Below are 13,202 nucleotides of genomic sequence, written 5' to 3' on the forward strand. Positions count from 1 at the left end.
GAGGATTCGGGGATGGACGCTTCTACGATTACGCTGAATGATTACCAGACCGCTGCGAGGACGACAGACAAAACGCACGGCAAGGCGACCGGTTTAGGGTTGCCCATCCTTGGATTGTTCGGAGAAACCGGCAGTCTCTTGAGCGAGGTGAAGAAAAAGCAGAGAGACGCTAACGCATACGACTCGTATGAACGCGGTGTGCTCGAGGAGTTCGGGGATGCGCTTTGGTATCTGGCGATCATCGCGGCGCAAGCGGATATTTCGCTTGAAGAGCTGGCAGCGGACTTCCGCCATTCGCCCGATGGGCCGCTTACTTTCCTGCAACTACAGCCGCAGCCTAGCCTTCGACTCCCATTTCCAACCCCCGAGGTGTCACGAACCCTTCTGAAGCTCGCGAACGCCGTAGGAAATTTGGCCAACGAGCACGGCGAAGCTGTTTCCAAAACGGACAGACCGTTACTTCTCAGCAAGTTGTCGGTCATTTTCCGAAATCTTATTGATGCCGCCACCGAAGCTGGCGTGACATTGGGCGATGCCGCCGTTCGCAATATTCTGAAGGCACGAGACAAATGGCCGCTCGAACGGACGCCGCCAGCTTTGTTCGACATCGACTTCCTCCCGGAGGAGCAGTTGCCGCGCCATCTGGAGATTGAGATCTTCGAGCGGCCGAGCGGCGAGAAAGCCTATGTGTACCAGCGGTGCAACGGCGTCAATATTGGTGACCGGCTTACCGACAATAACATCGTCGAAGATTTCTATCGTTTCCATGATGCGTTCCACTATGCTTACGCAGCCGTCCTGGGGTGGTCGCCGGTGACACGGGCGCTTCTGAAGGTGAAACGGAAAAGCAAAACCAAAGTGGACGACGGCGAGGACGGCCTACGAGCGATCATCGTTGAGGAAGGCGTAGCGGCCTACGTTTTTTCGCGTGCGAAGGAGCACGGCTTCTTTGAAAACCGAGACGAGGTCGATCTAAACTTGCTGAAGACGGTCAAGGGATTTGTTCATGGCTTCGAATCCGAAACTTGTCCTCTGTGGCTTTGGGAACAGGCCATCCTGACGGGCAATTCGGCCTACCGTTATCTCAAGGAACATCGTCGTGGACGGTTGGTTCTCGATCTAGACAAACGGAGCATGACCGTGCAGGAAATTGCGCCATGAAAGCTGCAGCCTTTGTCGAAGAACTTGCCTCGTACAGGTTTGAAAACGCGTTCAATCCATATGTTGACGCTTGCCCAGATTTCGATACCGATGAAGCGCCGGCGATCCGGCGCAGGAACCTCGAAGCGGTTCTGGATGCCGCGTTAGCGCGGGGTGTTCATTCATTCTGGATCGCCCGCGATCTTGGCTATCGAGGTGGTCGTCGCACCGGACTCGCGCTAACTGATGAGTTGCATCTCGATTGGCACGCAGATTTGCTGGGCACAGCGCCGTTGCACAGAGCAACGAAAGGACCTCCGATTGCCGAGAGAACGGCTACAGTCATCTGGCAGATGCTGAGATCGATCGAGCAGCCGATTTTTTTATGGAACGTCTTTCCTTTCCATCCTCATGCAGCCGGGGATCCGATGACCAACCGCTGCCATACAAAAAGCGAGAGGCTTGCCTGCAAGCCCCTGCTTGAAAGTCTGATCGCCGCCCTCAGACCAAAACATCTCGTTGCAATCGGCCGCGACGCGCAGTCCGCCCTCGCCGATCTTGATCTGGCCGCAACAGCGGTACGGCATCCAAGTTATGGCGGACAGAATGAATTCATAGGTGCACTGGAGACATTTTACAGCGTTCGGGGTAGAGCGGTCCCGCAGACACAACTGCATCTTCTCTGATCAGGCTGCTTCTCTCAGGCTTCCCGTCGCTCGAGCCTCATCAAGGAGGTCACTCAGGCTTTCCCTGTCCGACGGGCAGTCGACCACGGCATGGGTCGAAACGATCGTCAGGCTTCCCACGTCGACTTTCACCTCGTCTGCAACGAATTTCATCAAGCGGCCGAGGCCGATGAGATTTCCCAGAAGCCGTTCGATGTAGTAGTGATTACGGTACATCGCCGTCAGCAGAAGCTTGCGTTCGGGCCCATCCGTAAGCTTGAAGCTTAGGAAGCTCAGGCACTGTCTGTTCATCAGAGGACCGGCGTCACGGATGGGATCGTAGATAGTGATCTCGTAGACGTTACGGAAACACCTGCCGGATGCAACTTGATCGCGCATTTTCGTCACCATTTCGTCCAAGGGATTGAGGTATTTTCCCTTTTTCTGCAGCGGAAAGGTGATCATACGATCGAAGTATCGTCCCCAATCGCCCTTTTTGATGCGCGGAAGAACCTTGGTTCGGTAAACGTCATAGAAGGCGGGAGCCTTATGTCTCAAGAATAGAGAGCGCGGAAAGATGGTGTTGGCGACTGTCTCCACAGGATACCTGTCGTATTCCCGGAGGTACTCATCGACAAGGGAGATAACCTCTAGGTCGGCGTCGCTCATGACTGTCGGGTTGGCGACGTCCACGATGACGTTTTGTGCATCGTGGCTGCCACTGGCCGAATTGACGGCAGTGACGGCCGCGAGCCAAGCAGACGCACAGCTAGGCTGCGTTTTGATGGGCAGATACACCGACTTCCTCCTTCAGCACCGCGATCCGGCGCAATCTCTGTGAAACGTAATCCTCGGTAACCCACGCATGGCCATTCAGACCCCAGAACAGTCCCCAGGAATTGCGCACGAGCAGAGCCCGTCGCCCTCCAACGATCCCAGCGCCTACCGCGATAACGGCATGACGGGTGACATCTTTCTCGCCAGGATAGCCTGCGACAATTCCTTGGCCGTCAGGGTTGTAGAACGCCTCGCCGATGTACAGCACTACTACGGTCGGAGATCCTCCCAGCAAATTCGCAAGGATCTCGTCAAAAGACCCCGGACCGCGCTCGAAGTTTCGAAAATACTTAGTCTTGACCACCGGCGGCCCCCAATGGCTCAAGTCCGCAGGTAAGTCTGCAAGATAGGGCCAGCTTGTCTCGGGAGGCTGTCCGTCGTCGCGGATCGCTTCAAGGATGTGCAATAGAAGCGCACCTTGGTTCGGCAGCAGGCCTGCGCGCCTCTGCGCGTGGTAAAAGACAAACTCGGCCGAAAGTGGATCCCACCCGTCGCGAACCGCCGCATGGCAATCGCTCAAAGCAAAAGCCAAGCATGTTGGGCGCACGCCCTGATCACGCACTTCTCCAAACATGCTGCGCAGGTCATGAGCGAGCGACGGCCTCGACATTACGCGGCCTCCAGTCGGAAACGACGTTCCGCACGTGACCAGCCCGCGACTTCAGGGCCATTAAGATCTACGTCGAGCGTATAGTCATTGATAACGCTGCCAGGCTGCCAAGGCCGCGCTTCCGTCATCCGAATCGTGCCTTGCTGCTGCCTCACAGATTGCGCGACGATCCTTCGAACGACAGGCCCCCCTGCGTTCTCCTCCCCGGTCACCTCCCGGACATCTTCCCTGACCGCGAATGCATCCGGCGTCAGCTCGTCAACACGCCATAGATAGCCGGCGCCGGCGTTTTCCTCCAGCCGCATCACAAAAAGATCGTCGGGGCCGCCGTGAAGAACTTCTCCTCTATCTGCCTCGCTCAGCTCCCAGACATCACCATAATATGCTGCCGGCTCCACCTCGCCGAGGATCCCCTTTTTAATCTTCTTGGGCTCTATGTCGGCAAGGCGTTTTGCATCTGAACGGCTGATCAAATTATAACGGGCAAGCGTCCAGCAGGTAGCGGAGTAGCTCGTGCCGGCCCGCAGCGACAGCTGATAGACGATTCGAGGATGGGGAAGATCAGGCTTCGTCCAGCCGTGTCGCTTACAATGAAAGAGTGCCAGCCATTGAGGCAGGAGAAATGACGCGGCGAACGCATCCGCCTCTACCTCTTGAAGATTTGTATTCCTTGAAGCCGCAAAGGGGCTGCGGCGCAGGATCGAATCATCATCAAGGCTTGGCCTGTGCTTGAGATAAAAATGTCCGAGCTCGTGGGCCGCGGTGAACCGTTGCACGCTGAGCGGACGCTTGGTGGTAACAAGCACTCCGGGAACCGGCTCGCTCATGAATGCTCCGAGTAGACCTTCCAAGGGGCGAAAGATGAGCGGCAGGTTGAGATGTGCCATGACGCCAAAAACGTCGATCTGGCCATTCAGAGCGCCGTTGGCGCGTTCGATCCTGTCTCGAATCGCCAGATCGTTCTGTAGCCGACCGGCGGCGGCCATCGCTTTTCGAATGGCGTTTTCGATCGCTGTCATCCTACTCTTCCTCGATCGAAGAGCGGCTCTTCAAAAAGTCTGCGAAGCGGCTCAGTTCCTCAAGGTCGTTTGATGACAGCTTGGATGCAGTGCGGGCCAAATGGCGCACCGGGCCCGAAATGTCCGATGGGTCGGCGTCGTTCGTGAAGTAGCTTACCGGTCTCCGGTAAAGTGTGGCGAGTTTTCGAAGCTCGATGACATCGACCTTGCGTTGGCCGGTTTCAATGTTGGAAAGAGCGCTCCGCGGAATATTAAGGCGGCTGGCGACTTCGTCCTGGCTAAGCCCGATATATTCTCTGGATTGACGCAATTTGTCGGCGATGGCCAAGCGCTCGGCCTCGTCCGGCTTTTCGTGGTTGGCGGGGCCTTTCATGCGACCGCCCCATCAAAATGCTTATTCCAGAGCTTGGCCATGCGGGCTGTTACATCATCGACGGCTTCCTGGATGGATTCATATCCCCCAGGTCGCACAGCTGCCTGCCCAACCTCGAAGCCGACCACCTCGTCAAGAACGCAGAGAATTTCGACCACGGTGTGGGAATCGATATGGATCGCCTTTACGATCAACTCTTTTTGAGATTTTGGAAGAAGAACACCTTCAAATTCCGCCAGATCCTTGACGGACTTGATGAGCTCAGCAAGTAGCGTTTCCTGAACGTGCTCGAGGGGATAGGGGGGAACTTTGACTTTGGTGCTCGGATCGGTTGGCAAGGCGCGGTCCTCCAAGGATGTCACCAACGCCTAACACGGTTCGTCTGTTTTTCCAACAGGCAATGTCTGAAATTCGGACATCATTTCTCCAGCGTCCTCTCGATAAGCGTGACGATCGCCGAAGCTGCTTCTACGGGTGTTCGCATATTTGAGACAATTTCCACTGGATAATGAGAACCTTCCTCAAGCGCGAGACTCCGGTAAGCGTCACGCAGCTTCAACCAACTGCTGATCTCGTCATCCCGATCGATTGGCTGATCCCGATCGAGAAGAATGGCAAGTGCCGGCTGAAATTTATCCCAGACAAGTCGTTCGGCTTCCACGAGTGTTCGGAGGCCGGCTTGATGGACACCAGCGGCCGCGCCATAGATGAGCGTCGACCACCAGAAACGATCGAGGAAGATATGTGTCCCAGATTTCAGCGCTGGCACTATCAGCCGTTCGATAGCATCAAGGTGAGCAGCAACATGAAGCGCCTGCTTCGAGAGCTCGCTCATTGTCGCTATTCTAAATGCCGCCGGATCGTGGTGAATACAGTAAACGACTGCGCCAAGGGTGCCTTCAGCTCTCCCCGGAAAGCTCAAGAATTCAAAGCGGCCAGATCGTTGCACTAAGGCGACCTTCAAGAGATCGATCGTCGTCGTTTTGCCAACTCCGTCCGGACCCTCGATAAAGAATAATTTTCCAGACATTTACGCCCCCATGTACCGGCCAATAGATAAGCAGAATGGCATCTAGTTAAACCGTCAAGCTCAGCAAAACGCCAGCGTCGCAGTCGAGGCTTTCATACTCAGCGGCCATTGATACGGCGAAAGGTTTAACCGCAGTTTAGAAGGAGTCCGAATTTTGGCGCAAGGTCACGCGGTATTCTGAGGCCGCCGAACTCATGCGAATCACGAGGCTTCTAGTGTTCGATACAGGACAATTCGCCCCGTTGGTACGAGTTGGGAAAGGAAGTCGAAGTCCCGAATGTTTCCCGTGAGCACACTCGCACCCAGCTGCCGCGCCTGCAGGCAAACCAGAGCGTCGTTGACGAACTTGCGTTCGTGACCTTCGCCTTTTGGCAAATTGCTCATTCGGAAAAGCAGGCCGGCGAGGATGCCGGATTGCCCCCAGATGGCAGTGTCAGGGGCATGAAGTCGGTGCTCGGGTATATCCGCGACTGTCGCCCGGATTGTTTCCAGTGCGATCTTCGTTGACGTGTGCTTTGGATCCAATCGGCCGAATGCGTATGTCAGCTCGGAAAGGCACACAGCTGAATGATGACATAGCCTGTACGTCAGAAGCCTGTCCACCTCTGCCGGTGATCGGCCTTGAAGGACATCCAGATACACTGTCGTATCCAAAAACAATGGACCGCCAATAATAGGCTCGTCGTCGACCCATGGCAGATCGTCATCGGCCCGGCGCACGAGCGTCCCCAGGCGTTTCTGCGGTTTGAATGATCGAAGGGTATCGGCGAGGTCAAATCCCAAGATCGATATCCGAGGGAATGGTGCCTTTGCGCTTGACGAGGCGAGCCCCGAAGTCATCCTCCAGCGCCAGCCGCGACAGAGCAAGCTCCAACAACTCGGTGTCCGACGTGACGTGGGCCCGCTTCTTGGCCGCGTCGATCAGCTCTGACGGTACGCGCCCCGACAGACGCGTATTCTTAGCGGAGCCAAGGAGACCAACGGCCCTCGCTTGTTCGAGGACGAGCTTGTTGCGGGTCAGCGCGACCGTTGCTTCGCTGTCTGTTGTAGTATGGATCTGAACGCCCATGCCAGCCTCCTGTGTTGAACATAACATAGTGTACGTTCAACACAGATGCAACGGGTAGTCGAGGTCGGTCGCGGGGGTGATCCCGGCCGCCGGTCAATATGAGACCGAGGCTGCCGCGTCACAGACGGCCGCCATGTCAGCGGCAACGGACCTTAAAGCCACGACCGTCTGCTGGAAAGGTCTGCAGCAGTTTTGCAAGACGACGTTGTCGATGACGACATCAATGGGCTGATTACCGCAAGTCATGCGGCGTTTTGCGCTTGGCCTGAATCCTGGCCACCACAATATGGTACTCGACGTCAGATCCCTCCGGCACCTTTCGCTCTACGCTAATCTGCTCGGAAATGTGCGGTTGATGGCCATTCCGATCCGTAAGGTCGAGCACCAGTAGGAAACCGAAACGGACACCAGTCGTCAAGTAGCCTGTTGCCTGACCAGCATATCGCTTTGCAAGGGCGGCGTTGTCGGGCACGTTGTCGTCCTTCTTCACCTCGACGACCGACTTCACGCCACGATACTGGATAGCGATGTCGGCGCGGCCGCCACCGGAATCGCGGGCTTCGGCTCGAAACGATGGCGCGTCCGACGTCGTGAGGAACTTAAGAAAATCCAGTTGAAGGTCGTGTTCGATCGGCAGATCGGCGCCGCGCCGAAATACGTACTCGGCAGACGGATCGGTGCTCTTGCCAACGTTGGCGCGAAAATCGAGAAAACGCACGATGAGCGTACACATGTGTTCCAGCAGCGCTCGGGAATAATCGCGCTGGTAATCGGGACTGTCCGAGAGCTTCTCCATGACGGCGGCCCACAGCTCGGCCACTTGCCGATTGCGATCTATCCCCACGTCGAACTGCGCCGCGGTCATCTCGGCTGTAGCTGCGTCGAGGCCGGCTTTTTTGAGGACATCGACCAGCCAGCCTTCAGTCGATTCGTCAAAAGGGCTGCGATGGATGGCTCCGGCCAGTGACTGCTGCACCGTGTCGCGTAGCTGTCCGACATTCAGCGCCAGATCGCTGTCCGCGTTCTCGGCGAGCCACTGATCCAAGGTTTGCAGGTAGTATCGTCGTTTGCGCAGCGATTGGACGAGCGCCTCCCGTCCGAGAATATCGACGCCATGGCCATCGGACCGGGAGAACACCTTCTCGCTGGCAAAGAAGATCGAGAGCAGTTCGTCTTCGATCACGATGGCCGCTTGCAGCCAGATGCCCTTCGTGAACGTGTGAGCGATCATGGCCAGTTTGGTGGCCATCGACAGCCAGCAGAAACGCTCGCGGGATGACGTACCGAGCCATGATCCCGCAGAGTGACGATCCTTGGCATAGGCCGAGTACTCTATGGCGGCGCGCCGAAGTTTCGGCAGATCGAGTGTGAGTTCGGAATGCAGCCCCCTGGCCTGCACATCGATCAGGACCGACGTGCAGATCTCATAAAGCGCGGCATCCGAACGTCCCTCGCTCATGGCGAGCGAACGGCGAAACCAATCCTGGGCGTCCGCCAACGATGAAGTTAGTGCATCGTGGGTTCTGGCCAGCAACCCTTCCTGCAGCCGATCGAGCCCCATCTCGAGTGCGGCCTCGTCCGATGCCGCGTCGACTTTGACCAACCGAGAGAGAAGGTCCCGGAAATCGGCGTCGGGGTATCGGCGCAGGATGGCGCCTGCAACCTTCGCTACGTGACGCAGATAGGCGCTGTCGTCGTCTACCGTGATGTCCAGGAGGTACGACTGCAGGCGCCTTACCAAGCTGGGATCGTCCTGCGCCACGACCAGGGCGCCACGCAACGCTTGCGATCGCATCCAGCCATGCTCAGACCGGGACTCGAAACGGCTGCGGAATATCTCCCAGGCGCTGCGGCCGAGAGCCTGCGGTATCGCGGGCAGGCCATCGAGGCAGTCGACCATTTCCGCAATGAAGGTGGCGTCGTCCTCTCGCTCGAGTAGCCGCAGCAGCGCGCGCTGAACGGCGGCATCGGGCGCCCAACCGGTCAGCCAGCAGAACACGTCGGCGCGATCGGTTTCGGAAGGCAGGCCTTCGATCGCGGCCAGCAACTCGTTCTGGTGTGCCGTTCCCGGATCTGAGATCGCCCAACCGCTCATCGTCAGAAGCTCAAATTTGTCTTCCGTCGCTCCGCCAGTCAGAAGAGGTACCCATCCCCCTTTGCGTGCAGTCGATGATCGCTAGGCACAACCGCCTCTACCGCCTTGCGCGCGATGGTGCCGATAATGATCTGAACGCCTCCGATGTCCTTCGCAGCTGAGGCAACACTGTCAAGCATCTGTTCGAAGTCCTCGTTCACGACCTCTTCCGACGCCGGCGAGTCAATGATCAGCAGGCCTGGATGCCGGCCATGCCCACGACGCTTGGCCACCTCCACCGCCGCCAGCGAGATGGCGATCTTGATGCGCAGTTTCTCGCCCATCGTCAGATTGCTGAAATAGATATCGGCGCCGCCTTGGTGGACCTTTAATTTCCCACCGGCATCGAGGTGCATGCTGGTGACGTGGGAAACACCAAACTTCTTGGCGAGAGCCATCACCGAATCGGCGATCGCGTTCAGAACGTCCGACTGCATAACGGTCATCAACGTCTTGCTGACTTCGGTAGCGGCGCAGAGAATCTTAAGTTCGCCCTGCGTCTCGGTATCGTCGTTGGCAGGCGATTGCAGGGAGGCCAGTAGTTCCCGAAGCTGCCGGGCTTGGGCTTCCAACTGCACCACGACGAGTTCGGGATCGGCCGGTGACGTGGAGATGACTTCCTGGAGGTCTCGCACCCTGCTGATTACAGCGCGGAGCTGTTCGGTCGCATCCCTCGCTGTCTTCTCGCTGGCTTTGAGTTTTGCCTTGGCGATCTGGAGAGAAGTTGCCAGTTCCTCTACCAAGGTCTGGGCGGCTTGAATGCGATGATTGTCCAAGTCGTCTTCGTGTTTCGCCAGATCGTTCTTGCACAAGGCGCAGGTGTTGCCATCCCCCTGCTGAACCGCCGGCGCGGCCTTCCCGAAGGCCGCCTCGCAGGCGGGGCAGCAAGTCGGGCTGAGTTGACGAAACGAGTATCCTGCCGACCGCTCGTCCTCTAGCTGCTTAAGCCTTCGCCGCGCGTCGTCGTAGCTGGCTGAGACGGATGCGACGGTCGCCGTGTCTGTCTCAAAGGCGACCCGGGCGGTCTCGGCCGCCTTCCTATTGATTGCGGTCCCGTCGTCGAGCTGCGCCAGCTCCAGTCTTTTTGCGCTGCGGTCTCCGGCACCACGAGCTTTCTTCGCCTCGGCGAGCTGGCCCTCAACCTCGAGAAGCCTGGTATTGAGCAAGGCGTTCACGCCGGATTGGTTCGGCCGATTGGTCAGCCCCTGCTCGACCTGCTTCTGCGCAGTTAACGCAGCGCTATAAGTGGAGACCCACGACAACCCGATGAACAGTTGGAGCAGGCGAAGGGGGAGCCCGTCGATGGGCAGGTCGCCGAACAGTGCCTTAGGCTCGTTTGAGCTCGACAGAAAGAACGTCGATGCTATCAGTGGCCAACCATGTGGATGACCGCCCGTAGTCTTGTTGTGGGCGTAAATTAACGGAAAATCGAGCTCCTCCATCATCAGGTGCTCGGTTTGCGACTTCAGCCCGTCCCCGGCGTCGCCTTCGTAGAGCGTGATCCACTGACCGTCGCTGTCGCTCCGGCTCAGCATTGCCCTACCCTCCGCCGCTTTCTCCTCGCCGGCCGCCTTGCGCAATTCCAGGCGATGCAGGACCTCATCGACGCGATACCGGATTTCAATAGTCTCCAGCCACTTCCAGACGTCAGGCTTAACCCGGCCGGGAAAGTCGCCGCGGATTGCGGCTTGGAGCAGGTTCAGGATGGACGACTTTCCGCGCAAATTGCGCTCGGACATCACCGCCCAGATGCCGGTCCCCAGATCCGACCAGGACAGATTGAACGGTCCGTCGCGCTCGGACCCGGCTCGAACGCCCCTTAAATTGATGCTCTCGAAGCGAAGGCTCTTGGCACGGGGCGGCGTGGTCTGCGCGCGAACCCCAAACTTGAGCAGCACGGTACGCACATCCGATTCCGAACTGCCGCTGTCTTCGGCGATGGCCTTGATCCAGCCGGACTCGGTCGGCTCGATGGTCCGTTCCTTTCTCATGATTTTAATCCAATGATCTTGGCCAGGCGTTGTTCGACTTGCTCCCTGATGGTCGGTATCACGTCGCCTTGGATGGTGTTTCCGTATTCCGGGTGCTCATACTGCCATTCCTTCAGCGCAGAACCGCTCTTGCCGGTGGCAACCCGCATGATCAAAGCCAATCGATCACGATACCACTCCAACTCCGGGTGATCCTGAATGCACCTGTCCAGGAACGAGATCGCCTTCGATGATATGAGGTACTCGTACCGACGAATCTTGCCGTCATCACCGGCGAGTTGCATCGGTCTCGTCAGGCCGTAATAGCTCAGCATGGCAAGGGCATCCTCGACATTCTGGTAGGCACCGTGCCGCCAGCGGACCATCCGCACCATTCTGACGGAAGGTTCGTCGTCAAGGAAGATGCGCTGAACCGCTTCCAGCAGCTCGGGCTCGCGGGTTTCCTCGTGGAGATCCAGCAGTGCGTCACCCAAATAGTCGGGATAACGGACAAGGAAATCCATGGCCATCAAACGCTTCTCGGCTCGAAAGACCTTCACGGCCTCCTCTGTGGGTTTGGCGACGTCTTCGCCACCCGCAACCAAGATGAAGAGCAACCTAAGCGCGTCGCGATGCCTGTAGCTCGGCTCGCGCGATGCTCGTGAACGCGGCGAAGTCTCGCCCTCCGGCCCCTCCCCTTCGATCAAAATATCCATATCGGAAGCGCCCCCAACAGGGACGATGATATCTGAAATGATTTGATTTCGCGAATCTAGTGCGACCCTACCTCGGCATATCCCTAAGGTATGTGGGGGTGAAGGAAACGGTGGAAGAAGCCACCTCGACTATCACGCCGGTTCGGCTTCGGTCTTTTCAAACTGCTTCATTTCTGCTTGGTTCTCCCTCCGAGAAGCCTTGTTGGCCAGATACTCCTCTAATTCTGCGGCGTGGTTCTCGCAACCTTTGCCTGCTTTCGAAGAAGCGAGACATGGTTAGAAAGTTCGTGCGTTGTGCAAAGGCCTATTGGAACCAGGGAGCGTTCACCATCGCGAAGCACAGGATACGATTTGACCAAGCGAGTGTGGCCGGGAAAGACCATCTGTGGAGACGCAGGATCGTCGCTCATCCCCACGCGCTTCAACATGCGTGTGACGACACCTACCAGTTCCTTCTTAGCGAACGCTTTATAGAAGTCAGCATGCGGGCCCGCCAGAGGTTTGCTCTCGAAAATATCTGCAACGATTTGGCTTGGTTGTGCAATCTGGCCAGCATCCATCCGCTGCCCAATAAGTTTATGAAGCTCCGACAATAGTGCAGAGTCTTTGGCCATGAACTTCGTCCCATCAACTGTTGAATGGAGAAAGCGGTGCGGCTGGTAGATATTATCCACCCCTCTCAGGGCTCACGGTATTCAACGCAACCTCGCCGAAAGCTGTGACCGGTGATCATCTACCGATTCTAGGAATTGTCAAAGCCATTGTTCTTCCTTTGTTCGAGTATGCGAGTGACTGCCCCAAAAAGTGGCGAGAGCGACAGGCCCGACGAGTGAGACGCAAGACCTTCAGTCGGAATCGCGCTATGTCCGAAATTTGCTGCATATTTCGACAATGACTGAACAAAGTGTCGAGTTCGTCGAACGCCCGCAGCTATTCGCTCGTCTCACCTCCGACTTCCTCTTGGCCGGCGGCAAAGTCGGGCATGATATCCCCCGCCAACAGCTTCTCTTTGCTCAGCAGCCCGGCATCTTCGAGTGCCTCGAAATCCGGCAGGTCGCGCAGCGTGTCGAGGCCGAACTCCAGCAGGAATTCTTTTGTCGTCACGTAGGTGTAGGGCGCGCCCGGCGTCGGGCTACGCGGACCGGAAGCGATCAGGCCGGCGCGGCGCAGATGACCAATAAAATCGCGACTGATCTCCTTGCCGAAGAAAGACGACAGTTCGGCGCGGGTGATCGGCTGGAAGTAGCCGATACACATCAGCACGAGCACCTCTGACTGCGTGAGGTCTGCCGCGCGCTCGTTTCCGCCGACTGCACTGCGGATGGCGTCGGCATAGGCAGGCCGGGTCAGGTGCCGAAAACCGCCGGCGACGGCGACCAGGTCGTAGGGCCGGCCGCGCAGTTCCTCGCGAATGTCGTCGATGAGGAGATCAATGCTGCAGCTTTTTCCGACGATGCGGGCGAGCGTTTCGCGATTGACCGGCTCGCTGGCCGCAAAAATCGTTGCCTCGACGCGGTGCATCCATTCGCGCCAGCGCGCCTCCGGCGGCAGATCATCGAGTTCCCGGTCAAACAACTGGTCAGCTGTTCGACGGTCATCTGACCGGCTCCCCTCTCGCCTGCGCGCCGACTCCACCATG

At 57.6% G+C, this 13,202-nt stretch carries 15 protein-coding genes; 2 read left to right on the forward strand and 13 right to left on the reverse strand.

Features of this window, described 5'->3' with window-relative positions:
• Positions 1-12 precede the first annotated feature (12 nt).
• Together AC0NIL_RS28905 and AC0NIL_RS28910 are read left to right on the forward strand one after the other, a co-directional pair.
• The gene (locus AC0NIL_RS28905; RefSeq protein ID WP_473574145.1) at positions 13-1,161 is read left to right on the forward strand and encodes a pyrophosphatase; all 1,149 of its coding nucleotides are present in this window, start codon (positions 13-15) and stop codon (positions 1,159-1,161) included.
• A complete protein-coding gene (locus tag AC0NIL_RS28910) occupies positions 1,158-1,826 on the forward strand; it encodes a uracil-DNA glycosylase (protein ID WP_081709733.1) in 669 nt (222 codons plus the stop codon). The genes AC0NIL_RS28905 and AC0NIL_RS28910 overlap by 4 nt, the downstream gene beginning before the upstream one ends.
• Here AC0NIL_RS28910 and AC0NIL_RS28915 read toward each other — a convergent pair whose 3' ends face one another.
• From AC0NIL_RS28915 to scpB, 13 genes are all read right to left on the reverse strand, one after another.
• A complete protein-coding gene (locus AC0NIL_RS28915) occupies positions 1,827-2,603 on the reverse strand; it encodes a thymidylate synthase family protein (protein WP_202351490.1) in 777 nt (258 codons plus the stop codon).
• On the reverse strand, positions 2,575-3,252 hold the full coding sequence (locus AC0NIL_RS28920; protein ID WP_473574144.1) for a C1 family peptidase: 678 nt from the start codon (positions 3,250-3,252) through the stop codon (positions 2,575-2,577). The genes AC0NIL_RS28915 and AC0NIL_RS28920 overlap by 29 nt, the downstream gene beginning before the upstream one ends.
• Positions 3,252-4,271 (reverse strand): protease inhibitor I42 family protein, encoded by a 1,020-nt coding sequence (locus tag AC0NIL_RS28925; protein ID WP_473574143.1) that lies wholly within the window; start codon positions 4,269-4,271, stop codon positions 3,252-3,254. Before AC0NIL_RS28925 ends, AC0NIL_RS28920 begins: the two co-directional genes overlap by 1 nt.
• A gap of 1 nt (position 4,272) precedes the next feature.
• Positions 4,273-4,644, reverse strand: coding sequence for a helix-turn-helix domain-containing protein (locus AC0NIL_RS28930; RefSeq protein ID WP_473574142.1), 372 nt, complete (start codon positions 4,642-4,644; stop codon positions 4,273-4,275).
• The gene (locus AC0NIL_RS28935; RefSeq protein ID WP_473574141.1) at positions 4,641-4,997 is read right to left on the reverse strand and encodes a hypothetical protein; all 357 of its coding nucleotides are present in this window, start codon (positions 4,995-4,997) and stop codon (positions 4,641-4,643) included. The genes AC0NIL_RS28930 and AC0NIL_RS28935 overlap by 4 nt, the downstream gene beginning before the upstream one ends.
• A 65-nt stretch (positions 4,998-5,062) precedes the next feature.
• Complete coding sequence (locus AC0NIL_RS28940; protein WP_473574140.1) at positions 5,063-5,674, reverse strand: dTMP kinase; 612 nt, start codon at positions 5,672-5,674, stop codon at positions 5,063-5,065.
• 201 nt (positions 5,675-5,875) lie between these two features.
• Positions 5,876-6,457, reverse strand: a complete 582-nt coding sequence (locus AC0NIL_RS28945; protein WP_473574139.1) for a type II toxin-antitoxin system VapC family toxin — start codon at positions 6,455-6,457, stop codon at positions 5,876-5,878.
• Positions 6,447-6,743: a hypothetical protein gene (locus AC0NIL_RS28950; RefSeq protein WP_473574138.1), complete on the reverse strand. Its 297-nt coding sequence runs from the start codon at positions 6,741-6,743 to the stop codon at positions 6,447-6,449. Before AC0NIL_RS28950 ends, AC0NIL_RS28945 begins: the two co-directional genes overlap by 11 nt.
• 232 nt (positions 6,744-6,975) lie before the next feature.
• A complete protein-coding gene (locus AC0NIL_RS28955; RefSeq protein WP_473574137.1) occupies positions 6,976-8,838 on the reverse strand; it encodes a hypothetical protein in 1,863 nt (620 codons plus the stop codon).
• Between the two features lie 38 nt (positions 8,839-8,876).
• Positions 8,877-10,868, reverse strand: coding sequence for an ATP-binding protein (locus AC0NIL_RS28960; protein ID WP_473574136.1), 1,992 nt, complete (start codon positions 10,866-10,868; stop codon positions 8,877-8,879).
• Positions 10,865-11,563 (reverse strand): hypothetical protein, encoded by a 699-nt coding sequence (locus AC0NIL_RS28965; protein ID WP_473574135.1) that lies wholly within the window; start codon positions 11,561-11,563, stop codon positions 10,865-10,867. Before AC0NIL_RS28965 ends, AC0NIL_RS28960 begins: the two co-directional genes overlap by 4 nt.
• A 218-nt stretch (positions 11,564-11,781) precedes the next feature.
• Positions 11,782-12,177: a hypothetical protein gene (locus AC0NIL_RS28970; protein ID WP_473574134.1), complete on the reverse strand. Its 396-nt coding sequence runs from the start codon at positions 12,175-12,177 to the stop codon at positions 11,782-11,784.
• 316 nt (positions 12,178-12,493) lie between these two features.
• Positions 12,494-13,201 (reverse strand): SMC-Scp complex subunit ScpB, encoded by a 708-nt coding sequence (gene scpB / locus AC0NIL_RS28975; protein WP_473574133.1) that lies wholly within the window; start codon positions 13,199-13,201, stop codon positions 12,494-12,496.
• Between the last annotated feature and the right edge of the window lies 1 nt (position 13,202).

Source organism: Mesorhizobium sp. WSM1343 (assembly GCF_055901535.1).